This is a genomic window from Streptomyces sp. NPDC030296, from assembly GCF_055572815.1.
The window spans coordinates 228405-252135 of sequence record NZ_JBVICQ010000008.1 but is presented as its reverse complement, the minus strand read 5'-3'; the positions used below and the strand labels follow the sequence as shown (position 1 = coordinate 252135).

The following is a 23731-nucleotide window of genomic DNA, read 5'->3' as shown; positions in this document are numbered from 1 at the left end:
CGAGGGCCGCGCCCCCGACTCGCCCCCGCGTGGGCCGGCAGGCACCGCTCCGTCAGGGCGCCCCGACGACGGCCCGTCGAAGGCGCGCCCGGCGAAAGCGCCTCCCGCCGAGTCACCCCCGGCGAAGGCACCCCCGTCGGACGCGTTCCCGTCGGATGCGTTCCCGGCCGAAGCACGGGCACCGCCTGAACCGGTGGTGTTCCCGGCGGGCGGACGGCCACCGGGACCGGCCCCGAAGAACGGGCGCGGTCCGAACGCACTCTCACCCGTCAAGGGCGTCCTGGACGGCCGTCCGCCGTTCGCCCGCGCGTCGGAGGCGCTGTCGCCCGTGGGGCGTGCGCCGGAGTTACTGCCGAGGAAGGGCCGTCCCCCCGGCGCACCACCAGGACGCGGGCCGGAAGTGCCGTCGCCGGGCGGGCGTCCGCCTCGCGGGGTGTCGGCGGTGGGGGTGGGCTCGCGGCGCGGCGGCGGGGTGTCGGTGGGGGGCACGGTGCTCTGCGGTGGGGTGGTGGGCGGCGCGGGGACGTGCGGCGGTGTGGCGGGGCGCCTCGGTGGGCGCGGGGGGATGGAGGCGCGACGCGCTTCCGTGCTCATGCACCCCCCGTTTCCTCGTGCCCGGGCCGACCCGGAACCGTCCGGGTCCCGGTCACCCGTGGGAGCGACCGGCACGCATGCGACGGGTTCGCTCCCATGGACATGCGTCACACCACGGGCCGACCGCACCCGTGGTCACACCACACGCAAGCCATACCCGTGGCAGCGGATCGGCATCCCCGTCGAGGTCGTCCCCTGCGTTCGCGTCACTCTACGGGTTGCCCGGGGTCGAGCGGGAACCAGTCGGCGGCACCGGGGCTTTAGCCCGGAACGTCCCCCTACCCTGCGGTAATCATGTCTGGCAGGCTTCGTTCATGACTGCGCGCGCCGCCGACCGGGCCCGCTACGACCGGGCCACCGCTCATCTCGACGCACCTCTGGCGATCGTCGACCTCGACGCCTTCGACGCGAACGCCGACGACCTCGCCCGAAGGGCCGGCGGCAAGCCGATCCGCGTCGCGAGCAAGTCCGTTCGCTGCCGGGCGCTGCTGGAGAGGGTCCTGGCCCGTGAGGGCTTCCAGGGCATCATGTCGTTCACTCTCGCCGAGTCCCTGTGGCTGGCCCGTTCCGGGTTCGACGACATCCTCCTCGCCTATCCGTCCGCCGACCAGGACGCCTTCGCGGAACTGGCGGGCGATCCCAAGCTCGCCGCCGCCGTCACCGTGATGGTCGACGACCCCGCCCACCTCCAGCTGATCGAGCACTCGCGGCGCGGCGGCACCGAAGTGGTGCGTGTCTGCCTGGAGTTGGACACCTCCCTGAAGCTTCTCGGGGGCCGGGTGCGGATCGGGGCGCGGCGTTCGCCGCTGCACTCCCCCGAGCAGGTCGCCGAGGTGGCGCGGGCCGTGGCCGAGCGGCCGGGGTTCAAGCTGGTCGGGATCATGGCGTACGAGGGCCATATCGCCGGTGTGGGCGACTCGGTGGCCGGGCGGCCCCTGCGTTCACGGGCGGTGCGGCTGATGCAGGCCACCGCGAAGAAGGAACTGGCCGCCCGCCGGGCCGAGGTCGTCCGTGCCGTGCGGCGGGTGGCGCCGGACCTGGAGTTCGTCAACGGCGGCGGCACGGGCAGTGTGCAGCACACGGCGGCGGAGGACGCGGTCACCGAGATCGGCGCCGGGTCCGGGCTCTACGTGCCCCGCCTCTTCGACAACTACACGTCGTTCAGCGGGCGTCCGGCCGCGCTGTTCGCGATGCCCGTGGTCCGGCGCCCGGGGGTCGGCGTGGTCACCGTGCTCGGTGGCGGGTATCCCGCCTCCGGTGCCGCGGGGCCGGACCGGTTGCCGGTGCCGTATCTGCCGGAAGGGCTGAAGTACGACCCGCAGGAGGGGCCGGGCGAGGTGCAGACCCCGCTGCTCGGCGCCCCGGCGGACGATCTGCTGCTCGGCGACAAGGTGTGGTTTCGGCATGCCAAGGCCGGTGAGCTGTGCGAGCGGTTCGACGTGCTGCACCTGGTGGAGGGTGACGAGGTGACGGCGACGGTCCCGACGTACCGGGGCGAGGGCCACACCTTCCTGTAGGACCCGGTGGTGCGCCCGGACCCGCCGTGTCATCGCGGGCCCAGGCTGCTGCCCACTCCCCCGCCGGTCTTCTCGTCGCCGACCGCCCGGATGCCCCGGACGATCCGGTCGATGTCGCCGACCGGCGGGCCGTCGTGGCCCGCGTCGACGGCGAACCGGACGAGGACCGGCGCCTCGGAGCCGACGCTGGACGGGAAGACGAGGGACTGGACGTACCCGCCGGGCCCGGCGTCGGTGGTGACCCGCCAGCGCACGAAGTAGCCGGCGCGCCCCGCGACGGCGACCGAGCCGGAGCCGACGACCTCGTGTCCGGTGATGCCGTCGTACGGGCGCCGGTCCAGGTCGTCGCGGTCGTACGCGTCGTTCGCGGCGTCCTCGATGTCGTTCTCGGCGAGGGCCTTCGGGGACGTCTCGTCGCTCTGGGTCACGGTGCGGGAGTAGACCCAGCCGCTGCGGCACAGGCCGTCGTCGCCGGGGCAGTCATAGGTGCCGTCGGTGACGAGGACGGCGTCCTCGTCGGCGTCCGCGCCGTCGGTCCAGCCGTCGAGGACCGGGAAGGTGATGCCGTTCAGGTCGTCCACGACGACGGACGCGTCACCGCCGGCCCCGGAGCCGGAGGGGGTCGCGGACGGGGCGGTCGGGGACGGGCTCTCGGCGCCGCCGGACGACGGGGCGGTGGGGGCCGTTCGTGTCTCCTGGCCGCCGTCACCGTCGCCGCCCAGGACGAGGACGCCGCCGGTGACCGCGCCGGCGACCAGCACGGCACCGGTGGCGGCCAGCGCGATCACCTTGGTGCGCCCGGGGCGTTTGGGCGGCCGGGGCTGGGTCGGGAGCGGGACGGGCTGCTCCGGCTGGCGCCGGTGGTCGGTCCACGCGGACCCGTCCCACCAGCGTTCGGTGAGCGGGTAGGACGGGTCGCGGTACCAGCCGGGCGGCGGCGAACTGCTCATCCCGGCACTTTAATCACACCGCCAGGGTGGGTGTTCCCGGTGCGATGTTCCCGATGCCCTAGAGCGGGGTGACGTAGGCGCCCGAGATGCCGCCGTCGACCAGGAAGTCGGTGGCGTTCACGAAGGACGAGTCGTCGCTCGCGAGGAAGGCCACGGCGGCGGCCATCTCGTCGGCCTCCGCGAACCGCCCGACCGGGATGTGCACGAGGCGGCGCGCGGCCCGCTCGGGGTCCTTGGCGAACAGCTCCTGCAGCAGCGGGGTGTTGACCGGGCCGGGGCACAGGGCGTTGACGCGGATGCCCTCCCGGGCGAACTGCACTCCCAGCTCGCGGGACATCGCCAGCACACCGCCCTTGGAGGCCGTGTACGAGATCTGGGAGGTCGCCGCGCCCATCCGGGCCACGAAGGAGGCGGTGTTGATGATGGAGCCCTTGCCCTGGCGCCGCATGTACGGGATGGCCGCCTTGCAACACAGGTAGACGGAGGTGAGGTTGACCTCCTGGACCCGCTTCCAGGCCTCCAGGCCGGTCTCCAGGATGGAGTCGTCGTCGGGCGGGGAGATGCCCGCGTTGTTGAAGGCGATGTCGACGCTGCCGTAGGTGTCGTACGCGGTCTTGAACAGCGCCTCCACCTGCTCGGCGTCGGTGACGTCGACCTTCACGAAGATCCCGCCGACCTCCTCGGCGGCCGCCTTGCCCCGCGCCTCGTCCACGTCGCCGCAGACGACGTGGGCACCCTCGGAGGCGAGGCGGCGGGCCGTGGCGAGGCCGATGCCGCTGCCGGCACCGGTGATGACGGCGGTACGGCCGACGAGTCGGCGGCAGATGGTGTCCTGGGGCTGGGTCACAGTGCGGGGCCCTCCGTGCTGATGAAGACGTTCTTGGTTTCGGTGAAGGCGGTCAGGGCGTCCGGGCCGAGTTCGCGCCCGATTCCGGACTGCTTGAAGCCGCCGAAGGGCGTCCAGTAACGGACGCTGGAGTGGGAGTTGACGGACAGGTTGCCCGCGCGGACGGCCTGCGAGACGCGCAGGGCGCGGCCGACGTCCCGGGTCCAGATGGAGCCGGAGAGGCCGTACGGGGTGTCGTTGGCGAGGCGGATCGCGTCGGCCTCGTCGTCGAAGGGGAGGACGACGGCGACCGGGCCGAAGACCTCCTCGGCGGCCACGCGCGCGTGCGGCTCGACACCGGTGAGGACGGTCGGCGGGAACCAGAAGCCGGGGCCCTCGGGGGCCTTGCCGCGGATGCCGGGCGCGTCCGGGTCGACGTAGCCGCGGACCCGGTCGAGCTGGACGGCGGAGATCAGCGGGCCCATCTGGGTGGCCTCGTCGGCCGGGTCTCCGACGCGGACCGACTCGATGCCGGGGGCGAGGAGGTCGAGGAAGCGGTCGTGGACGGAGCGCTGCACGAGGATGCGGGTGCGGGCGCAGCAGTCCTGGCCGGAGTTGTCGAGGAACGACATGGGGGCGGCGGCCGCGGCGGCTTCGAGGTCGGAGTCGGCGAAGACGATGTTGGGGCTCTTGCCGCCGAGTTCGAGGGTGACGCGCTTGAGGAGCTCCGAGCCCTTGGCCAGTACCTGCTTGCCGACGGCCGTCGAACCGGTGAAGACGATCTTCGCGACGCCGGGGTGTTCGACGAGGGCGTTGCCCGTGACGGCGCCGTGGCCGGGCAGCACCTGGAACAGGCCCTCGGGGAGTCCCGCCTCACGTGCCAGCTCCGCGAGGCGGAGGGCGGTGAGCGGGGTGGTCTCGGCCGGCTTGAGGAGCACCGCGTTGCCCGCCGCGAGCGCGGGGGCGACGCCCCAGGCCGCGATGGGCATCGGGAAGTTCCAGGGGGCGATCACGCCGACCACGCCGAGGGGTTCGAGGATGGTGACGTCGAGGCCGCCGGGGACGGGGATCTGACGGCCGGTGAGCCGTTCGACGCCGCCGGCCGCGTAGTCCAGCAGGTCCCGGACGTTGCCGGCCTCCCAGCGGGCGTTGCCGATGGTGTGCCCGGCCTCGCGGACCTCCAGGAGGGCCAGCTCCTCCAGGTGCTCGTCCACGGTGACGGCGAACCGGCGCAGCAGTCGGGCCCGGTCGCCGGGTGCCAGCGCGGCCCAGCCCCGCTGGGCCTTCGTCGCCAGGGAGACGGCCGCGTCGACGTCCGCCGGGGTGGCGGCGGGGACGGTGGCCACGACCTCCTCGGTGGCGGGGTTCAGTACCTGGAGCTGCTGCTCGTACTGCGGGGACTGTCCGGACAAGGAAGGGCCTTTCCGCGGGGCGTGGTTCACAGGCGTTCGAAGGAGCGGCGCAGCTCCCAGTCGGTGACGGCGGCGTCGAAGGCGGCGAGTTCGACCCGCGCCATGTTGAGGTAGTGGGCGACGACCTCGTCGCCGAAGGCGGCCTTGGCGATGGGGCTGTTGCCCCACAGCTCGGCGGCCTCGCGCAGGGTGGTCGGCACATGGGCGTAGTCGCCGGTGTAGGCGTTGCCCTCGCACACGTCCGGCAGTTCCAGCTTCTGTTCGATGCCGTACAGGCCGGCCGCCACGAGCCCGGCGACGGCGAGGTGCGGGTTGACGTCGCCGCCGGGGAGCCGGTTCTCGAACCGCATGGAGCGGCCGTGGCCGACGACCCGGAGGGCACAGGTGCGGTTGTCGTACCCCCAGGCCACGGCGGTCGGGGCGAAGGAGCCCGGCTGGAACCGCTTGTAGGAGTTGATGTTGGGCGCGTAGAGCAGCGAGAAGTCACGGAGCGCGGCGAGCTGGCCGGCGAGGAAGTGCCGCATGACCTGCGACATCCCCTGGCCGTCGGCCATCACGTTGGCGCCGTCGGCGTCCGCGAGGGACAGGTGGATGTGGCAGGAGTTGCCCTCGCGTTCGTTGTACTTGGCCATGAAGGTGAGGGAGACGCCCTCCTGGGAGGCGATCTCCTTGGCGCCGGTCTTGTAGACGGCGTGCTGGTCGCAGGTGACCAGGGCGTCGTCGTACTTGAAGGCGATCTCGTGCTGGCCGGGGTTGCACTCGCCCTTGGCGGACTCGACGGTCAGCCCGGCGGCCGCCATCTCGTTGCGGATCCTCCTGAGCAGGGGCTCGATACGGCCGGTGCCGAGGACCGAGTAGTCGATGTTGTACTGGTTGGCCGGGGTGAGGCCCTTGTACCCGGCGTCCCAGGCCTGCTCGTAGGTGTCCTTGAAGACGATGAACTCCAGCTCCGTGCCGACCTTGGCGGTGTAGCCCAGTTCGGCGAGGCGCTCCAGCTGGCGGCGGAGGATCTGGCGGGGGGCGGCGACGACCGGTGAGCCGTCGTTCCACGCGAGGTCGGCGATCAGCATGGCCGTGCCCTCGTTCCAGGGCACCCGGCGCAGGGTGGACAGGTCCGGGTGCATGGCGAAGTCGCCGTAGCCCCGGTCCCAGGAGGACATCGCATAGCCGTCGACGGTGTTCATCTCGGTGTCGACGGCGAGGAGGTAGTTGCAGCCCTCGGTGCCGTGGGCGAGTACCTCGTCGAGGAAGAAGCGTGCGGCGAACCGCTTGCCCTGGAGTCGCCCTTGCATGTCGGGGAAGGCCAGGACGACAGTATCGATCTCGCCGCCGGCGACGAGGGCGTGCAGTTCCTCGACGGAGAGCGGGGGTGTGCGGTCTGCCACGGGAAAGCCTCCTAGGGGCTTCTTCGGCCATCCGGGAGCCATAAGGTATTACCCGGAACCATTATTGGGAAGGGGGTACCGCCACATGTCGCGGACAGGGGCGGGACCGGAGAGTCCGTGGGCCGAGGACCGGCTGGCGTCCGTACTGCGTCCGGTGCGGGCGGGCAACGGCTTCGAGGAGGCCCTGGAGCAGATCCTCCAGGTGGTCCGGCTCGGCCTGGTGCCGGGCGGCGAGCGCCTGCCGGCCGAACGCGACCTGGCCGAACGGCTCGGGATCAGCCGGGTGACGCTGCGCGAGGTCCTGAAGGTGCTGCAGGAGCAGGGCCTGGTCGAGGCGCGGCGCGGCCGCTACGGAGGAACGTTCGTGCTGCCACGCGCCGAGACCCCCGGCGAGGACGAACTGCGTCGGCGACTGAAGGACATCGACGTCGAGGACACGCTGCGCTTCCGCGAGGTGCTGGAGGTGGGCGCGGCCGGGCTGTGTGCGGCGCACAGCCTGACCGACGAGCAGGCCGAGCGGCTGCGCGAGGCCCTGGCCCGCACGCGTGACGCGCCGCTCGCGGAGTACCGCCGGCTGGACACCCTGTTCCACCTGACCCTCGCCGAGCTGTCCGGTTCGCCGTCGCTCGCCGCCCAGTACGCCGGCGTGCGCTCGGGGGTGAACGACCTCCTCGACTGCATCCCCCTGCTGGTGCGCAACCTGGAGCACTCGCAGCAGCAGCACACGATCCTGGTGGAGGCGGTGCTCGACGAGGACGCCGAGGCGGCACGGGAGATCATGCGGGAGCACTGCGCGGGCACGGCGGCCCTGCTGCGCGGCTTCCTCGGGTGAGACCCGGGCCCGGCGGGCAGGCCCGGACGGGCACGGATTTACGGCCGCTTAACGCAGGGGTATTGCTTTTCCGCCATCGACCCCACAAAGGTATGGATCCATTCCTTTGAGTGGGGAGAGTGCCCATGTCCCTGAAAGCCACGGACACCGTCGACGCGGCGGACGACTACCTGGAGCGCAGAACGCTCCGCCGGGGCAGCGCCGGCTGGGTCCTGCTGACCGGCCTCGGCGTCGCCTATGTCGTCTCCGGCGACTACTCCGGCTGGAACCTCGGCCTGGCGAAGGGCGGCTTCGGTGGTCTGGCGATCGCCACGGTGCTCATGGGCACCATGTACGCCTGCATGGTCTTCGCCCTCGCGGAACTCTCCGCGATCCTGCCCACGGCGGGCGGCGGCTACGGCTTCGCCCGCCGGGCGCTCGGCCCCTGGGGCGGCTTCCTGACCGGCACGGCGATCCTGATCGAGTACGTGCTCGCCCCGGCCGCCATCGTGATCTTCATCGGCGACTACGTCGAGTCGCTGGGCCTGTTCGGCCTGACGTCGAGCTGGCCGGTGTACCTGTTCTGCTTCGCGTTCTTCATCGGCATCCATCTCTGGGGTGTCGGTGAGGCGCTGATCGCCAGCTTCGTCGTCACCGGTATCGCCGTCCTCGCCCTGATCGTGTTCGCCCTGGGCGCGCTGCCCGACTTCAGTGTGTCCGCGCTCGACGACATCCCGGTCGACACGAGCGCCTTCGGCGCGAGTTCCTGGCTGCCCATGGGGTTGCTGGGCATCTGGGCGGCGTTCCCGTTCGGCATGTGGTTCTTCCTGGGCGTCGAGGGCGTGCCGCTGGCCGCCGAGGAGACCAGGGACCCGGCCCGTACGCTGCCGAAGGCCATCCGCTGGTCGATGGGCGTCCTGGTGGTGCTGGCGGTGATCACCTTCTTCGCCGCGGCCGGGGCGCGTGGCTCGGCCGCCATCCAGGACGCCGGCAACCCGCTGGTCGAGGCGCTCCAGCCGGACGGCAAGGCCACGGCGCTGAGCCGTTTCGTGAACTACGCCGGCCTGGCGGGCCTCGTGGCCTCGTTCTTCTCCCTGATCTACGCGGGATCGCGCCAGCTCTTCGCGCTGTCCCGGGCCGGCTACCTCCCCCGGGTCCTGTCCCTCACCAGCGGCCGCAAGGCCCCGTACCTCGGGCTGCTGGTGCCGGGCACGATCGGCTTCGCGCTGGCCGCCGGCACCGGGGACGGCGGCCGGATGCTGAACATCGCCGTCTTCGGCGCCACCATCAGCTACGCCCTGATGTCCCTGTCGCACATCGTGCTGCGCCGCCGGGAGCCGGGGCTCGAACGGCCCTACCGCACGCCGGGCGGCATCCTGACCTCCTCGGTCGCCCTCGTCCTCGCGTGCTCGGCACTGGTGGCGACGTTCCTGGTGGACGTGACGGCGGCGCTCATCGCGCTCGGCGTGTACGCGGCCGCGGCAGCGTACTTCGGGCTCTACAGCCGCAAGCACCTGGTGGCGAAGGCGCCGGAGGAGGAATTCGCGGCACTGGCCGCCGCCGAGGCAGAGTTGGCACGGGACTGACTCGTTCCGTCCCGCAGTTCCACGCATCTCATCCGTCAGGAGCACGTGTGACCAGGCCGTTGATCGGTGTGAGTACGTATCTGGAGTCCGGCGCGCGCTGGGGCGTCTGGGAGCTGGAGGCCGCGTTGCTGCCGGTCGGCTACCCCCGGCTCGTGCAGGCGGCGGGCGGCGTCGCCGCGATGCTCCCGCCGGACGACCCGTCGTACGCCGCCGCGGCGGTGGCCCGTGTCGACGGCCTGGTCATCGCGGGCGGCCCCGACGTGGACCCCGTCCACTACGGCGCGGAACGCTCCCCGCGCTGTGGGCCTCCCGCGCCCACACGGGACGCCTGGGAGCTGGCCCTGATCCGGGCGGCACTGGACTCCGGAACGCCGCTGCTGGGCATCTGCCGGGGCATGCAGCTGCTGAACGTGGCGCTCGGCGGCACGCTCGTCCAGCACATCGACGGGCATGTGGCCGAGGTGGGGGTCTTCGGCCGTCACTCCGTGAAGCCGGTGCCGGGGACCCGTTACGCGGAGATCGCGCCCGAGGAGGCCGATGTGCCGACGTACCACCACCAGGCCGTGGACCGCCTCGGAGAGGGCCTGGTGGCGTCGGCGTTCGCCACGGACGACGGCACGGTGGAGGCGATCGAACGGCCGGCACCCTCGTGGGTCCTGGGCGTCCAGTGGCACCCCGAGATGGGCGAGGACCTGGGAGTCATGCGGGCGCTCGTGCGAGCGGCGTCCTGACGGCGGGCGACCTTCGCGTGCCGGGGGCGCCGAGGGGCCTGGATGTCCCAGGGCGGAGCCCGGGGCGCGGGGAACTGCGCCCACGGCGTTTCACCGTCAGTCGGCGGCCGACGTGCCGCCCCGGGTCAGCCCCAACAGGTCCCGTGCCGGTCCCGCCGGTCGGTGGCCCGTCGGCCAGACCGCCCGCAGCGCACGGCGGAGGCGGACCCCGTCGACGGGGATGCGGACGAGCCGGCGGGCGGACAGCTCCTCCCCCAGCGCCAGCTCGCTGAGGACGGCCGGCCCGGCCCCGCTGAGCGCGGACGACTTGACCGCCGTGGTGGACGACAGCTCGATCAACGGCCGGGCGAGCCCGCCCAGCGCCGACTCCAGCACCTGGCGCGTCCCGGACCCCTTCTCCCGCAGGATCAGCGGCGTCGACGCCAGTTCCGCCGCGTCCAACGGCCGGCGCCGCCGCGCCCACGGGTGCCCGGGCGCCGTCACCACGATCAGGTGGTCGTGCGCTATCACGACCGCGTCGAGCCCGGCGGGCACCGTCGGCCCCTCCACGAACCCCAGGTCCGCCTCGTCCGCCAGCAGCCGCTCCGCGACGATCGTGGAGTTGCCCGCGAGGAGCGACACCGCGGTGTCCGGCCGCTCGGCCCGCAGGGCGATCAGCCACCCCGGCAGCAGATACTCGGCGATGGTCATGCTCGCGGCGACCCGGAGCCGCGAGTCCCGCCGGTCCCGCAGCGCCTGCGCGCCCACGTCGAACGCCTCGGCCGCCTCCACGATCCGCCGGGCCCAGTCGGTGACCAGCGCCCCCGCGTCGGTGAGCCGGGAGCCGCGCGGCGACCGGTCGACCAGGGCCACGCCGAGCTGCCGCTCCATGGAGCGGACCCGGCTGCTCGCGGCGGGCTGGGTGATCCCCAGCTCCCGCGCCGCCCGCCCGAGCGAGCCCAGCCGGGCGACGGCCAGCAGCAGTTCGAGGGCCCCCAGATCCGGCACCCTATGGGCCAGCCCGCCCCGCGGCTCCTCCAGCTCACTCATAACGCCAGCTTATGTCCCCATACACACGGACTCCCTGGTGGCCCCACCGGGACGACGAGACGCTCGCTCCATGGTCACCCCAGTCCGCCGCGTCCTTCCGACCCCGCCGGCCACCCCGGCTCGCCCCACGGACGCCCCCGCTCCCGCCCCCACCACCGGCCCGACAGGCCCGCCTCCGGCCACGACAGGCCCGGCAGGCACGCCTCCCACCGCCCCCGGCCCCGCAGGCGCACCTCCCACCGCCACCGCCCCCATCTCCTCGGCGCCCCTCTCCCCCACCGTCCGAGCCCCGTCGTTCCGCCACCTCGGCCCCCAGTGGTACGCCCCGGTCATGGGCACCGCGATCGTCGCCACGGCCGGTGCCGGGCTTCCCGGGAACCTGCCGGGCGTCCGGACGGTCTGTGCGGCGGTCTGGGCCCTCGCGCTGCTCGCCCTGGTCGCCGTGCTCGGCGCCCGCGCCCTGCACTGGCGTCATCACCGCGACCAGGCCCGGGCTCATTTCCTCGACCCCGCCGTGGCCCCCTTCTACGGCTGCCTCTCCATGGCCCTGCTCGCCGTGGGCGGCGGCGCCCTGGTCGTCGGCCGGGACCGGATCGGCGTGCCGGCGGCCGTCGCGCTGGACGCCGTGCTCTTCGGGGCCGGCACGCTCGTCGGGGTCGGCGGGGCGGTCGTCGTGCCGTATCTCCTGATCGTCCGGCACCGTGTGGAGCCCGGCCGGGTCACCCCCGTCCTGCTGCTCCCCCTCGTGGCGCCGATGGTGTCCGCCGCGCTCGGCCCGCTCCTCGTGCCGTACCTGCCGCCCGGTCAGGCCCGGCAGACCCTGCTGCTCGGCTGTCTCGCGCTGTTCGGGCTGAGTCTGCTGGCCACGCTGCTGGTGCTGCCGCTGGTCGTGGCGCGGCTGGTGACGGCGGGGCCGCTGCCGCTCGCGGTGACGCCGAGCCTGTTCCTGGTGCTGGGGCCGCTCGGCCAGTCGACCACCGCGGCCGGCAACCTCGCGGACGCGGCGCCCACCGCCCTGCCCGCGTCGACGCCGTACGGGCCCGCCCTCGCCGTCCTGTACGGGGTGCCGGTCATGGGTTTCGCGCTGCTGTGGCTGGCCCTGGCGGGGGCGCTGGCCGTGCGCGCGCGGCGGCGGGGCATGGGGTTCTCCCTGGCGTGGTGGGCGTTCACCTTCCCGGTGGGCACATGTGTGACCGGCGCGGAGGGCCTGGCCCGGCACACGGGGCTCGTCGCCTTCGAGGTCCTCGCCGTCGCGCTGTACGCGCTGCTGCTGACGGCCTGGGCGACGGCCGCCGTCGGTACCGTGCGGGGACTGGTCAGCGCAGAGCTGCTCGCAGGGCCTCGCCGAGCACCCGCGGCGCCTCGGTCAGCGACGGCCCGTACCAGGTGAGGTGGCGGCCGCTCAGCAACGCGCACGGCAGGCCGCCGAACGCCTCGGGGCCGTCGTCGGCGGTGAAGCGGTACGGCTCGTCGGGGAGGACGACGACCTCGGGGGCGGCGGCCCGCAGTTCCTCGACGGGCACCTTCGGATAGCGCTCGGCGTGCCCGCCGTACAGGTTGTCCACGCCGAGGCGAGCAAGGACGTCACCGGCGAAGGTGTCCCGGCCGAGCACCATCCAGGGCCGCCGCCAGATGGGCACCACGGCTGTCGTCCGGCGGCCCGGGTCCGGCAGCCGGGCCCACGCCGACTCGGCCTCGTCGAGCCAGCCGGGCCGGGACCGGGCGCCGCAGGCGCGCAGGACGCGGTCCAGTTCGGTGAAGGCCTCGGGGACGCCGCGCACCTCGGTGACGAGGACCTCGACGCCCGCCTCGCGCAGGGTGGTCAGGTCGACGGCGCGGTTCTCCTCCTCGTTGGCGACGACCAGGTCGGGGGCGAGCTTCACGATCGCGTCGACCGAGGGGTTCTTGGTGCCGCCGATCCGTACGACGTCCAGATCACCCGGGTGGTCGCACCAGTCGGTGGCGCCGACCAGCGCGCCGGGGAGCGTGACCGCGACGGCCTCGGTCAGGGACGGGACGAGGGAGACGACGCGCCGCACGGCGTCACTTCCCCCTGCGGTGCCGGTCCTCCAGCGCCTCGATGTGGTCGGCGACGGCGACCACGACGACGCGGGTGTCCGGGACGGTGGCCCGCCAGCGGTGCCGTACGCCACCGGACATGTACAGCGTGTCGCCGCGCCCCAGCCGGTGGGCGCGGCCCTCGGCCTCGACCTCGACGGCGCCCTCGACGACGTACATCAGCTCGTCGTTGCGGTGCTGGACCTCGCGGCCCTCGTCGTGGTCGCCGGTGAACTCCATGGCGTGCAACTGGTGGTGACCACGCACCAGGGAGCGCGTGCGGGAGACGGGGGGCGTGAGGGAGTCGTCCTCGGCGCGCACGACATCGACGCTGCACGCCGGGTCGGCCGCGGCGAGCAGTTCGACGGCGGTGGTGCCGAGGGCGTCCGCGATGCGTTCCAGGGAGGGCTTGCTGGGGCGGGCCCGCTCGTTCTCGACCTGGCTGAGGAAGGGAACCGACAGGCCGCTGCGCTCGGCCACGGCCGAGAGCGTGAGCTCCAGTGCCCGGCGCCGCCGCCGGACGGCCGCGCCCACCCGAAGGGGCTGCTCTTTGTGGTCGCCCATAGCTCCGGCTCCCTCCTTCGCTCGTCGCTCTTGGTCCGGGGTCTTCGTTCACGGGTCGGGCCGAGGGCGCCTACGGCTCCGAGTACGGATGGTCGACGGCCCGGCACTCATCGGGCGCGGTTCTCCTGATGAGTTCTCTGCACCCTACGCATGTTCGGCAAACCGTTTCACGCGCCCGTCACATCCCCGTAAACCCGGTGAGGGGCCATGCTCACAGTTCACGCCAGTGAGGGAGCCGCTCCGGCCGCCCGGCCGGGCGCGCGGTGTGATCCCGTCGACACGGCCCGTCACCGGTCCGGGCGGTCCACCGGACCGTAGTTGACGCTGGGTCGCGCACGCGTGCCGGTACCGGTCGCTGAGTTCGAGCCCGGCCCCGCCGCGCGCCGCGGGGCGGTTGTCCGGATCTTTCCCGTACGCCAGTACGTGACCGCCCCGCCCGTTCGGCAGGGGCGGGGCGGTCACGTCCGGATCACCTGTCGCCGGGTCCCGGCGACACGGCTCGCCAGCTAGCGGGTCCCGGCGACCGGGGCGAGCCTGTCGACGATCCCCGGGTTCTTCCTCAGCCAGGCCCTGACGCCGTCCTCCCGGTGGCCCCTGCCGGCGTCCACGATGGCGTCCTCCAGGGCGGTGAGCTGTGCCTCGGTGAGCTTGAAGTCCTTGAGCCACCGGGCGACGCGCGGCTCCTTCGCGGCGATGCCCTTGCGGCCGAGGGTGTGGATCCCGTCGCCCGAGCCGAAGTCCTTCCCCGGGTCGGCCTGCTTGGTCAGCCGGTACCTGTCGTACGCCCAGTGCGACCCCAGGGTGACCGCGATCGGCTCCTTCTTCCCGTACGCCCGGTCCAACTGGGCGAGCATGGCGGAGGCGTTGGACTTGACGAGGCGGTACTCGCCCTTGAGGCCGTACACGTTCTGGACCTGGTCCTCGTAGAGCTTGGTCTCGCCGGCGCCGGGCACCGTCGCGCGGGGCGTCGCGTCCGCGGAGCACGGCGGGATCGGCCCGCCCGCGCCGGTCCCGCTGACACGGCCGCCGCTCCGGGGCCGCCCCTGCTCTGGCCGCTCCGCGCGAAACGCGACAGTGGCCCGCTTCGCAGGCCGTTCACCGCTGGTCAGGGGTGTTCACGAAACGCGTTCACGCCCTCCCGCGTACGGGTCGCGGCGGTTGCGTCAGGGGCCCGCTGTCGGCGCCGTACGGCATGATGCGGGACGTGACTGGACGCCTGATGCTTCTCGACACCGCCTCCCTCTACTTCCGCGCCTATTTCGGTGTGCCGGAGTCCGTGAAGGCCCCGGACGGCACCCCGGTGAACGCGGTGCGCGGGCTGCTGGACTTCATCGACCGCCTGGTGAAGGACCACCGGCCGACGGATCTGGTGGCGTGCATGGACGCGGACTGGCGTCCGCAGTGGCGGGTCGACCTGATCCCCTCCTACAAGGCGCACCGCGTGGCCGAGGAGCACGAGGCGGGGCCGGACGAGGAGGAGGTGCCGGACACGCTGTCGCCGCAGGTACCGGTGATCGAGGAGGTGCTGGACGCGCTCGGCATCGCGCGCGTCGGCGTCGCCGGGTACGAGGCGGACGACGTCATCGGCACGTTCACGGCTCTCGCGAAGGACCCGGTGGACATCGTCACCGGCGACCGCGACCTGTACCAGCTGGTCGACGACGAGCGCGGCATCCGCGTGCTGTACCCCCTCAAGGGCGTGGGCACCCTCCAGCTGACCGACGAGGCGCTGCTGCGCGAGAAGTATGGGGTCGTCGGGCAGGGGTACGCGGATCTGGCGCTGCTGCGCGGCGACCCGAGCGACGGTCTCCCGGGAGTGCCCGGCATCGGTGAGAAGACGGCCGCGAAGCTGCTCGCGCAGTTCGGCGACCTGGCCGGGATCATGGCCGCGGTCGACGATCCGACGGCGGGACTCACGCCGTCGCAGCGCAAACGGCTGGACGGGGCGCGTCCGTACGTGGCGGTCGCGCCGAAGGTGGTGCGGGTCGCCTCGGACGTACCGCTCCCCGACGTCGACACCGCGCTGCCGAAGGCGCCGCGGGACGCGGCCGCGCTGGAGGCCCTTGCCGCCCGCTGGGGGTTGGGAGGGTCGTTGCAGCGACTGCTCACCACGCTGCAGGGGTGACGGGGCCGGGCCGACGACGGTACGGGTGGGGCGTACGCCGGGGGGTGTGGTGGCACTTCGGTGGTGAGGGGGCTGAGGCACGACTCACATCACGAAGTTGTCGTCCACTGGTCGAGCATGGGGTGAATTCCGGTGGGAGATGATAACTTAGGTAAGCCTTACTAGGTATTCGGGAGGCCGTCATGGCAGAGCGTCCGGTACGCAGGAGCCCCAAGCCCCACTCCGCGCGAGTCGTCCGCACCGAGCGGCTCACCCCGCACATGCAGCGCGTCGTCCTCGGAGGCGACGGTCTCGCCGAGTTCACCACGCGGGGCAGCACCGACCATTACGTGAAGCTCCTCTTCGGCCCGGACGGCGTGACGTACCCGGAGCCGTTCGATCTGGAGCGGATCCGCGCGGAGATGCCACGGGACCAGTGGCCTGTGACCCGGACGTACACCGTGCGAGCCTGGGACGCCGAACTGCGTGAGCTGACCGTCGACTTCGTGCTCCACGGCGACGAGGGCCTCGCCGGCCCCTGGGCGACCCGCGTCCAGCCGGGCGAAACGGTACGGCTCCTGGGCCCGGGTGGCGCGTACGCGCCCAACCCCGAGGCCGACTGGCATCTGCTCGCCGGTGACGAGAGCGCCCTGCCCGCGATCAGCGCCTCCCTGGAGGCCCTTCCCGACGGTGCCCGCGCCCACGCCTTCGTCGAGGTCGCCGGCCCCGAGGAGGAGCAGAAGATCGACTCCGACGTGGACGTGGTCTGGCTGCACCGCGGTGACCGCCCCGTCGGCTCCCTGCTCATCGAGGCGGTACGCGCGCTGGAGTTCCCCGAGGGGCGACTGCACGCCTTCGTCCACGGTGAGGCGGGCTTCGTCAAGGAGCTGCGCCGGCTGCTCCGCGTCGAACGCCAGATCCCCCGCGAGGACCTGTCCGTCTCGGGCTACTGGCGCCTCGGCCACAACGAGGACGGCTGGCAGGCCACGAAGAAGGAGTGGAACGCCCGCGTGGAGGCGGAACAGGACGGCGTGACGGCGTCCGCCTGAGGCGACCGGTCGAGGGGCAGCCGTAGCTCAGTAGACGGCCGGGCGAGGGGCAGCAGCCGTAGCTCGCGCAGACCGCCGGGCGAGGCAGCTCCCGTCTGAGGTGACCGTGACCGCCGAGTCCGGTTCTGCCGACGCGCCTCGCCTCATGCTTGCCCGCGCGCTGTGCCGCAACCCTGCGGCGGCGCTGGCGTACCGAGCTTGCACGCGTCCGCGGCCTCGGGGAGAAACGCCGGCGAGGCGGGGGTTTGAGCCCGCGAGGCGGGGGCTGAGGCCGGGCTCAGATGGCGTTCGTCGCCGCGTCGACGAACCGGGCCAGCGCGTGCGCGAGTTCCTCCAGGCCGGGGCCCGCCGGTCCGCCCGGTTCGGTCATGTAGACGTCGCGGCGGATCTCGATCATCAGGGCGGTGACCCGTGGGTCCTTCCCGTAGTACTCCAGCGGCACGTACGCGCCCCCGAACGGGCTGTTGACACCCGTCCCGCCGAACCCCGCGAACGCCCCCTCCGCGAGGCCGAGAAGCTCGGGCGGCGTATGGAACGGGTCGCTGCCCAGGCAGATCGGCGGCCGGGGCCCGTCGCCGTGGAGCTCGTAAGGGAGGCGCTCGCTCGGGTACGAGTGGACGTCGACGACCACGGCCCGCCCGGCGTCTTCCAGGCGCCGCGCCACGGCGTCGGTCATCGCGGCGGCGTACGGCACGAAGTACGCGTCGACGAGGGGCCGTCCGTCGTGGCCGTCAGGGCGGAGGGCCTCCCGGTGCGTGGTCCTCGTGTAGACGGCGCCCATGCCCACGGCCAGCATCTCCTCCCGCTCGTCGGGGAACCGCTCGGGGTCGACGACCAGCCGCGAGAGCTGGTTGACGAACCTCCAGGGCGTGGCCCCCGCGCGGGCGGCGGCCCGCTCGGCGATCCGTTCCGTGTGCGCGTCGGTGATGTGGTCCAACTCCCGCTCCAGCGCGGCGTCATCGAGGACGATCCTCTCCCGTACGGCCGCGGGTATCACCCGTGAACCGTGCGGCACATGCAGGAGCACCGGGGACTCCGGCGCACCCGGAAGGAGCCGATGGGCGGGCGGCACGTCGGTCGTCATCCACAGCTCCTCGCGGTGTGGTGGTCCGGAGAGGCCGCTCAGCATAGGCCGCGATCATCCCGGCCTCCGCGCGCAACACCGGATCACAGCAGACCACACCTGCCGCCGCACCCACCTCAACCGCCGCCGCGCCGCCCCCCGTGAGGGTTTGGGCGCGCCGCGGACACGGGCGCGTGACACGCACGACACGGGGCTCCCCTAGCTTCTGTCCCCTCATTTCTGTCACCCGACAGGAATTCGCGTCACTGCCGCGCGAACGCTCGTGCCGCTTGTTGCGAAAGCAGGTTGCCGCCATGACGAGCACCTCCCCCGCCGACCTCCGCCCCGACCCGTCGCGCTCCCCCGACGACACCTCCCTGACCGCGTTCGGCTACCGCCAGGAACTGCACCGCAGCCTGGGCCGGTACGCCTCGTTCGCGGCCGGCTTCTCCTTCATCTCCGTCCTGACGACCGTCTTCCAGTTCTTCGCGTTCGGGTTCGCGTTCGGCGGCCCGGTCTTCTTCTGGACCTGGCCGGCCGTGCTGCTCGGCCAACTCCTGGTCGCCGCCTGCTTCGCGGAGCTGGCGGCGCGCTATCCCATCTCGGGCGCCATCTACCAGTGGTCCTCGCGGCTGTCGAACGCCACGTTCGGCTGGTTCGCGGGCTGGATCATGGTGATCGGGCAGATCGTGGTGGTCGCGGCGGCCGCGCTCGCCCTGCAGATCGTGATGCCCGCGATCTGGTCAGGCTTCCAGTTGGTGGGCGGTGACCCGGCGCCGACCACCGCCACGGGCGCGGCGAACGCGGCCGTGCTCGGCATGGTTCTGCTGGCGCTCACCACCCTGGTGAACGTCCTGGACAACCGGGTGCTGTCCATGGTGAACCGGGTGGGGGTGACCGCGGAGATCATCGGGGCGATCCTGATCGTCGTCCTCCTCCTGACGCACGCAGAGCGCTCCCCCGGCATCACCTTCCACACCGCCGAGGGCAGCACCGACCTCCTCGGGGCGCTGCTCGTGGGCTCGTTCATGGCGGCGTACGTGATGATCGGCTTCGACAGCGCGGGCGAGATGAGCGAAGAGACCCACCACCCGCGCCGCACCGCGCCCCGGACGATCCTCACCGCTCTGGGGGCGGCGGGACTGCTCGGCGGTCTCATCGTCCTCGGTGGGCTGCTCGCCGCGCCCAGCCTCACCGACGGCCGACTGGCCGTGGACGGCCTGAGCTACGTCCTGACGAGCAGCCTCGGCGACGGTGTGGGCCGCTTGCTGCTCGCCGACGTGGTCGTGGCGATCGCGGTGGCGACGCTGGCGATCCAGACGTCGGCCTGCCGCATGCTGTTCTCGATGGCCCGCGACGGCCAACTCCCCTTCTCCGCACGGCTCGCGCGGGTCAACCCGCGCACGGGCATGCCGGGCGCGCCGGCCGTGATCGTGGGCGCCCTCGCCGCGGCCCTGCTGCTCCTGAACTTCGTCTCGCCGGACGCGTTCCTCGCCATCGGCACGACCTGCATCGTGATGCTGTACCTGGCGTACGCGATGGTCACCGGCCCGCTGCTCGTCCGGCGGCTCAAGGGCACGTTCCCCGGCGGAGGCACGGACGAGACGGGCAGGCCCCTCTTCTCCCTCGGCCGCTGGGGCGTCCCCGTCAACGCCCTCGCCCTCGCCTACGGCCTGTTCATGACCATCAACCTGGCCTGGCCCCGGGCCGAGGTCTACGACCCCTCGGGCAGCGGCTGGTGGTTCCAGTGGTTCACCGTTCTCTTCTTGCTGGTCACGGTGGGTGTGGGGGTGTTGTGTCGACTGTCGCTCGCACCACATCGGCGCCAGGTCCACGGCTACGGGAAAGGCTGAACGGAACAGTCCGGTCCATTCTTCGCGCACCCGCACGGCGAACAACCACGATCAACACCGGACATCGCCAGTCACTCCGAGTACCACCCGTGACAGTTTTTCGGTCAAATGCGCCCCTTGTTTGCCGCTGTACGCTCGCCGTACGCTCTTCAACGGAAAGCGGCGTCGCGCGCACGCTGAGGTTGCACAGAAGTGGGAACTTCTTGCGGAGGCTCGGGCTATGGCATCAAGTGGCGTTGAGAGCGCGACGGTAACCCCGGACATGCTCGCCTGGAAGGGAACGGCGCACGAGGCACTGGAACAGCTGTCAGGCACCCGCGGAATCCAGGAAATGCTGCACCTCGCGCATGACTTTTGGTGTGGTTCGGACTGTGCACGCGACACTGCATGCACCTTCCTTCATTACCCGCGAAACGGGATGGATACCACCGTCCCGCAGACCACGCGATCTCGCTACAACAAGCAGACCGCGCACCTGTACGGCGTGATGGGAGAAGGCGGTTACGCGGGCCCCGTACCCCAGTACCACGAGGTGAACGTCTGGCCCCTGCTCGACAAGGTGCTGGAGCGATGGGATGCGGCCGGAGAGCGGCGGGGCAGGATTCCGGCGCACTACTCGGACTGGACGAAGAAGCATGATGCCGAGGCCGCCGACACGGTGTCCCGCGCATGCCGCGACACCGTCCAGTGGATGGCGTGCTGGTGTGGCGAGGAATACGACGCCGACCCGCTGAGTCTGCACTACATAGCCTTCGCCACCATCATCGACGACATCTGCATCCCCCCGCTCGACCTGGTCAGGGGCCGCTTCCGCATGTACGGCAGGTCCGTCGGGGACCTGATGCGGGAGATGGACGCGGCCGGCTGGGGGCGTGACGCCGTGCACGCACTGTTGTCCCTGGTCAGGCAGGCCATCGTCCAGTACGCGGAGAAGATGGACTTTCGCCCCGGAGAGGCCCATGTCGGGCTTCACGAGGCGTTGAACAGCTCTCCGAACATGTGGGACGGTGTCATATTCCGAGGGAATACCGGAAATGCATATGGAACCGCCATCATGGTGGTCAGGAACAGTGGAGCGGGACCGGTTTCCTTCCCGTGGCTCATGGACAGCGCCATCTGCGACTGTCTCTCCATGGATCTGAGCAAGTCCGCCCTCGGCGTCTACTCGGTGGACAATCACCAGCCCACCTCGAATGACCGCCGGTCGGAGTCGAGGAAGGCGAGCTACCGGTCGATCTACCTGGATCTCATCGACGACCTGGTCTTCACGGGAGCACCGGAATCCCTGGTTCACTTCGGCCGCAGCGGTTTCCTCTTCGTGCAGCTGCAGGACCGCTACCAGGAGCGGCGTCGGGGAAAACGATTCCCGCTCGCCCCGCCCATGCTGCGGGAACTCACCCGGCTCTTCGGTGAGAAACCGACGGACGAATGGCTCGACGAGGCGTTCGCCGCCGCGAATCGCATGCGCCTCACAGGGCCGCCCGGCGTCGGCGAGCCGCAGGACGTCGATCGTCTGCACCGTCTCCACGCGGGCGTTCGGCAGGAGCCAGCGCAGGCCGCGAGGCTGCCCGCCTGATCGCCGAACGTTCCGCGCCACAGGGCGAGTCCGAGGCGGCCCGGTGGCTCAGAACGGTCCCAGCCGGGCTCACCGAGCCGCTCGTATGCTTGACGGTGATGAGACGCCGTGCCCCGTCCCCGCCCTCTCCCCTGCCGCAACGCGACGGGGTGGATCCGGTGCGGGTGCGATTGCCCGCAGGTGACGGCTGGGCGACGGTACGGGATCACCTCGTGGCACGGCTGGCGGCCGGACCCGGTGTGATCGACGGCATGCTCGACGCGGGGCTGATCGTCGATGTCGCCGGGCGTCCGGTGCCCCGCGACATGGAGTACAGGCCGGGCATGTTCGTATGGTTCCACCGGGATCTGCCCGCCGAGGAGCGGGTGCCGTTCGAGGTAGACGTCCTGTACCGCGACGAGCACGTGGTGGTGGCCGACAAGCCGCACTTCCTGGCCACCACCCCGCGCGGCAGCCATGTCGCCGAGACGGCCCTGGCCCGGCTGCGACGGCGACTCGGTGTCCCGACCCTGACCGCGGCCCACCGACTGGACCGGCTGACCGCCGGGGTGGTGCTGTTCACCGTGCGGCCCGAGGAGCGCGGCGCCTACCAGTCGCTGTTCCGGGACAGACGGGTGGAGAAGGAGTACGAGGCGGTGGCGCCGTACGACCCCGGGCTGACGCTGCCCCGGACCGTGCGCAGCCGGATCGTCAAGGACCGCGGGGTCCTGACCGCCCGTGAGGTCGAGGGCGAGCCCAATGCCATCAGCCGGATCGAGCTGCTGGAACACCACGAGGGGCGGGCCCGGTACCGGCTGACGCCGTGTACCGGGCAGACACACCAACTGCGGGTTCACATGAACGCGTGCGGGGTGCCGATCCTCGGCGATCCCCTCTATCCGGTGGTGGCCGACCCCGTGGCGGCCGGTGACTTCCGACGTCCGCTCCAACTGCTGGCGCGGTGCCTGGAGTTCACTGATCCGGTCACGGGGCGGGACCACCGGTTCGTCAGCCCGCGAGAGCTGCGAGCCTGGTCGTCGTACGAGGCGTGGGCCGAGTAGGCGCGTGCGACAGCAAGGTCAGCCGATCCGCCACCAACGCAGGATCCGCCGGAACAGGCCAGGTCGGCAGGCCGGTTCTGGCGTGGTCGCGGGTTCGGCGACAGCGACGGCCGGCTCCGCGGCAGCGGGCTGCGGCTGCGGTGCGGCGGTCCGTGCGGTGCCCGGGCGCTGCGTCGGCACCTGCTTGGCGCCTGGGCGCAGGACGACCTCCTGCGGGGGTTTCGGCGCGAACCGTACCGGCAGCTCCACCAGGTGCCGGTTGGAGATGGACTCGTGCCAGCGTAGCTCGCGCTCCTCGCAAGCGAGCTGGATGTCCGGGACCCGCGTCAGCAGTGCGTCGACGCCGACGTCGGCGATGGCACGGCCGATGTCCTGACCCGGGCACTCGTGGGGGCCGCCGCTGAAGGCCAGGTGGGCGCGGTTGCCCTGCATGTTGGCCTTGAGGTCGGGCCGGACACGCGGGTCGACGTTGCCCGGCGCGATACCGAGAAGCAGCCCGTCGCCCTTGCGGATGCGCTGGCCGCCCAACTCGGTGTCCTGCTTGGCGAAGTAGGCGAAGACGGTGCTGAACGGGGGCTCGTCCCACAGGGACTGCTCGACCGCCTCGGGCACCGTCATCTGGCCGCCCTTGAGCTGAGCGCGGAAGCCAGGGTCGGTGAGGACGAGGCGCAGCACGTTGGCGAGGAGGTTGGTGGTGGCCTCGTAGGCGGCGAGGAGCACCACGCGCAGATGTTCCCTGACCTCGTCGTCGGTGAGCCCGGCCGGGTGGGTGATGAGGTGACTCGTGAAGTCCTCCTCGGGCTGGGCGCGTCGGCGGACCGCGAGCCGGCCGAGGACGTCCATGACGTAGGCGTGGCTGACGAGCGCGGTGTCGCTGCCCTTGAGGCAGTCACGGGCGGCCTGGACCAGCTCGTCGCCGTACTCCTCGGGCATGCCGAGGATCTCGCACAGCACCGCCATCGGCAGGTGCTCGGCGAACTGGCCGACGAGGTCGGCCCTGCCGTCCTCGCAGAACTTGTTGACCAGGTGCTGGGTGGCGCGGTTGATGTAGCGGCGGATACCCCGGGGGTCGATCGTCGACATGGCGCCGGTGACCGCGCCGCGCAGCCGAAGGTGCTCGTCGCCCTCGGCGTGGGCGCAGATGGGCTGCCAGGCGAAGTGCGGCATGAGCGGGTGGTCGGGCCTGATCTCACCCTCCCGCATGGGCCGCCACAGCCGGTTGTCCTTGCAGTACTGCGAGGGCGTGCTCACCATGTGCATGTTCTCGCTGTGGCCGAGCACCACCCAGATCGGCACGTCGTCGTGGAGCAGCGCGGGGGCCACCGTGCCGTGCTCGGCGCGCAGTTTCTCGTACACGGCTCCCAGGTCCTCCGCCTCAGGGCCGTAGAGCCGGCGGAGTCCGCCGGGGCCCAGGCCGTGGGCGGGACAGCCGGGGGGCGGCCCGAGCTCGGGGTCGTCCGTACCGGTCAGGGAGTGTGCTTCAGGCGTCACGATGATCGCTCCGAATTGAAGGGGGTCCGAGTCGGGGGAATTGCTGGGGCGACCGGGAAGGAAAACCGTGCGGGACGACACGGCTCCCAGTC

20 protein-coding genes are annotated in these 23731 nt (G+C 72.1%); 10 read left to right on the top strand and 10 right to left on the bottom strand.

The annotated features are described in order from the left end of the window. Positions 1 to 908 precede the first annotated feature (908 nt). The gene (locus ACZ4Z3_RS24010; RefSeq protein WP_468502930.1) at positions 909 to 2111 is read left to right on the top strand and encodes an amino acid deaminase/aldolase; all 1203 of its coding nucleotides are present in this window, start codon (positions 909 to 911) and stop codon (positions 2109 to 2111) included. A 29-nt stretch (positions 2112 to 2140) separates the two neighbouring features. On the opposite strand, the gene ACZ4Z3_RS24005 is transcribed toward ACZ4Z3_RS24010, so the two are convergent. The 4 genes from ACZ4Z3_RS24005 to ACZ4Z3_RS23990 are packed head-to-tail and all read right to left on the bottom strand — an operon-like array spanning position 2141 to position 6684. Then, positions 2141 to 3061: a DUF2510 domain-containing protein gene (locus ACZ4Z3_RS24005; RefSeq protein WP_468502929.1), complete on the bottom strand. Its 921-nt coding sequence runs from the start codon at positions 3059 to 3061 to the stop codon at positions 2141 to 2143. Positions 3062 to 3119: 58 nt separating this feature from the next. Beyond that, positions 3120 to 3908 carry a 3-oxoacyl-ACP reductase gene (locus ACZ4Z3_RS24000; RefSeq protein ID WP_099965585.1) on the bottom strand — a complete coding sequence of 263 codons (789 nt, stop codon included), beginning with the start codon at positions 3906 to 3908 and terminating at the stop codon, positions 3120 to 3122. Next, positions 3905 to 5299, bottom strand: coding sequence for an aldehyde dehydrogenase family protein (locus tag ACZ4Z3_RS23995; RefSeq protein WP_468502928.1), 1395 nt, complete (start codon positions 5297 to 5299; stop codon positions 3905 to 3907). The genes ACZ4Z3_RS24000 and ACZ4Z3_RS23995 overlap by 4 nt, the downstream gene beginning before the upstream one ends. Positions 5300 to 5325: 26 nt before the next feature. Further along, positions 5326 to 6684 carry a glutamine synthetase family protein gene (locus tag ACZ4Z3_RS23990; RefSeq protein WP_468502927.1) on the bottom strand — a complete coding sequence of 453 codons (1359 nt, stop codon included), beginning with the start codon at positions 6682 to 6684 and terminating at the stop codon, positions 5326 to 5328. Between the two features lie 85 nt (positions 6685 to 6769). Between ACZ4Z3_RS23990 and ACZ4Z3_RS23985 the strand changes: the two genes are divergently transcribed. The 3 genes from ACZ4Z3_RS23985 (at position 6770) to ACZ4Z3_RS23975 (ending at position 9812) form a co-directional block, all read left to right on the top strand. Beyond that, the gene (locus tag ACZ4Z3_RS23985; RefSeq protein WP_468502926.1) at positions 6770 to 7516 is read left to right on the top strand and encodes a FadR/GntR family transcriptional regulator; all 747 of its coding nucleotides are present in this window, start codon (positions 6770 to 6772) and stop codon (positions 7514 to 7516) included. A gap of 125 nt (positions 7517 to 7641) precedes the next feature. Next, positions 7642 to 9081: an ethanolamine permease gene (gene eat / locus ACZ4Z3_RS23980; protein WP_468502925.1), complete on the top strand. Its 1440-nt coding sequence runs from the start codon at positions 7642 to 7644 to the stop codon at positions 9079 to 9081. 47 nt (positions 9082 to 9128) lie between these two features. Further along, positions 9129 to 9812 (top strand): gamma-glutamyl-gamma-aminobutyrate hydrolase family protein, encoded by a 684-nt coding sequence (locus tag ACZ4Z3_RS23975; RefSeq protein WP_468502924.1) that lies wholly within the window; start codon positions 9129 to 9131, stop codon positions 9810 to 9812. A gap of 96 nt (positions 9813 to 9908) precedes the next feature. Here the strand turns inward: ACZ4Z3_RS23975 and ACZ4Z3_RS23970 are convergent, their stop codons facing one another. Then, on the bottom strand, positions 9909 to 10841 hold the full coding sequence (locus ACZ4Z3_RS23970) for a LysR family transcriptional regulator (protein WP_468502923.1): 933 nt from the start codon (positions 10839 to 10841) through the stop codon (positions 9909 to 9911). A 70-nt stretch (positions 10842 to 10911) separates the two neighbouring features. Between ACZ4Z3_RS23970 and ACZ4Z3_RS23965 the strand changes: the two genes are divergently transcribed. After that, positions 10912 to 12231, top strand: a complete 1320-nt coding sequence (locus ACZ4Z3_RS23965) for a TDT family transporter (RefSeq protein WP_468502922.1) — start codon at positions 10912 to 10914, stop codon at positions 12229 to 12231. Here ACZ4Z3_RS23965 and ACZ4Z3_RS23960 read toward each other — a convergent pair. The 3 genes from ACZ4Z3_RS23960 to ACZ4Z3_RS23950 form a co-directional block, all read right to left on the bottom strand. Further along, positions 12158 to 12880: a helical backbone metal receptor gene (locus tag ACZ4Z3_RS23960; RefSeq protein ID WP_468502921.1), complete on the bottom strand. Its 723-nt coding sequence runs from the start codon at positions 12878 to 12880 to the stop codon at positions 12158 to 12160. The two genes, ACZ4Z3_RS23965 and ACZ4Z3_RS23960, sit on opposite strands and share 74 nt — an antisense overlap. 4 nt (positions 12881 to 12884) lie before the next feature. Further along, positions 12885 to 13463 carry a helix-turn-helix domain-containing protein gene (locus tag ACZ4Z3_RS23955; protein WP_055712701.1) on the bottom strand — a complete coding sequence of 193 codons (579 nt, stop codon included), beginning with the start codon at positions 13461 to 13463 and terminating at the stop codon, positions 12885 to 12887. Positions 13464 to 13969: 506 nt separating this feature from the next. Next, entirely contained in the window at positions 13970 to 14416 is a 447-nt protein-coding gene (locus ACZ4Z3_RS23950; protein WP_468502920.1) for a glycine betaine ABC transporter substrate-binding protein, read from the bottom strand. A gap of 242 nt (positions 14417 to 14658) precedes the next feature. On the opposite strand from ACZ4Z3_RS23950, the gene ACZ4Z3_RS23945 reads away from it, so the two are divergent. Both ACZ4Z3_RS23945 and ACZ4Z3_RS23940 read left to right on the top strand, forming a co-directional pair. Next, positions 14659 to 15588, top strand: a complete 930-nt coding sequence (locus ACZ4Z3_RS23945; protein ID WP_468503108.1) for a 5'-3' exonuclease — start codon at positions 14659 to 14661, stop codon at positions 15586 to 15588. 182 nt (positions 15589 to 15770) lie between these two features. After that, positions 15771 to 16616, top strand: coding sequence for a siderophore-interacting protein (locus tag ACZ4Z3_RS23940; protein ID WP_468502919.1), 846 nt, complete (start codon positions 15771 to 15773; stop codon positions 16614 to 16616). 277 nt (positions 16617 to 16893) lie between these two features. Here the strand turns inward: ACZ4Z3_RS23940 and ACZ4Z3_RS23935 are convergent, their stop codons facing one another. Next, entirely contained in the window at positions 16894 to 17700 is an 807-nt protein-coding gene (locus tag ACZ4Z3_RS23935; protein ID WP_468502918.1) for an N-formylglutamate amidohydrolase, read from the bottom strand. A gap of 293 nt (positions 17701 to 17993) precedes the next feature. Between ACZ4Z3_RS23935 and ACZ4Z3_RS23930 the strand changes: the two genes are divergently transcribed. The 3 genes from ACZ4Z3_RS23930 to ACZ4Z3_RS23920 all read left to right on the top strand — a co-directional run bounded on the left by ACZ4Z3_RS23930 (position 17994) and on the right by ACZ4Z3_RS23920 (position 22148). After that, positions 17994 to 19532: an amino acid permease gene (locus ACZ4Z3_RS23930; protein WP_468502917.1), complete on the top strand. Its 1539-nt coding sequence runs from the start codon at positions 17994 to 17996 to the stop codon at positions 19530 to 19532. Between the two features lie 262 nt (positions 19533 to 19794). Continuing rightward, the gene (locus ACZ4Z3_RS23925; RefSeq protein WP_468502916.1) at positions 19795 to 21108 is read left to right on the top strand and encodes a hypothetical protein; all 1314 of its coding nucleotides are present in this window, start codon (positions 19795 to 19797) and stop codon (positions 21106 to 21108) included. A 98-nt stretch (positions 21109 to 21206) separates the two neighbouring features. After that, positions 21207 to 22148 (top strand): RluA family pseudouridine synthase, encoded by a 942-nt coding sequence (locus ACZ4Z3_RS23920; RefSeq protein ID WP_468502915.1) that lies wholly within the window; start codon positions 21207 to 21209, stop codon positions 22146 to 22148. A gap of 18 nt (positions 22149 to 22166) precedes the next feature. Here ACZ4Z3_RS23920 and ACZ4Z3_RS23915 read toward each other — a convergent pair whose 3' ends face one another. Next, positions 22167 to 23639 carry a cytochrome P450 gene (locus tag ACZ4Z3_RS23915; RefSeq protein ID WP_468502914.1) on the bottom strand — a complete coding sequence of 491 codons (1473 nt, stop codon included), beginning with the start codon at positions 23637 to 23639 and terminating at the stop codon, positions 22167 to 22169. Positions 23640 to 23731: the final 92 nt, after the last annotated feature.